The sequence below is a fragment of the Bacillus sp. SIMBA_008 genome, assembly GCF_046535495.1.
GTDB classification, from domain to species: Bacteria; Bacillota; Bacilli; order Bacillales; family Bacillaceae; genus Bacillus; species Bacillus subtilis.
In genome coordinates this window covers 1-262 of sequence record NZ_JAWRWL010000669.1, presented here as the reverse complement: position 1 = coordinate 262, position 262 = coordinate 1, and the positions used below count along the sequence as shown (strand labels likewise).

Below are 262 nucleotides of genomic sequence, written 5' to 3'. Positions count from 1 at the left end.
ATGGCTCTGCGCTTGGAAGGGGCGTTGGATGTGGAGGCGTTCCGGGCTGCGGTGACGGATGTGTTCTCCCGTCACGAGGCGTTGCGGACGATGTATCCGACGGATGCGGACGGCCCGTATCAGGTGGTCGTCCCGACCGCAGAAGCCCTGTCCGAACTCGTTGTCACACCGGTGGAAGGCGACGAGGCGATGCGCGACGCCGTCGTCGGCATGATGGCCCGCGGATTCGATGTCACCGCCGCTCCGCCGTCGCGAGTCGGAC

At 66.8% G+C, this 262-nt stretch carries 1 protein-coding gene; it reads left to right on the top strand.

Annotated features, from left to right (window positions below):
• Positions 1-30: 30 nt before the first annotated feature.
• A partial coding sequence (locus SB658_RS24905) for a hypothetical protein (protein WP_410603083.1) occupies positions 31-262 on the top strand: 232 nt, incomplete at its 3' end.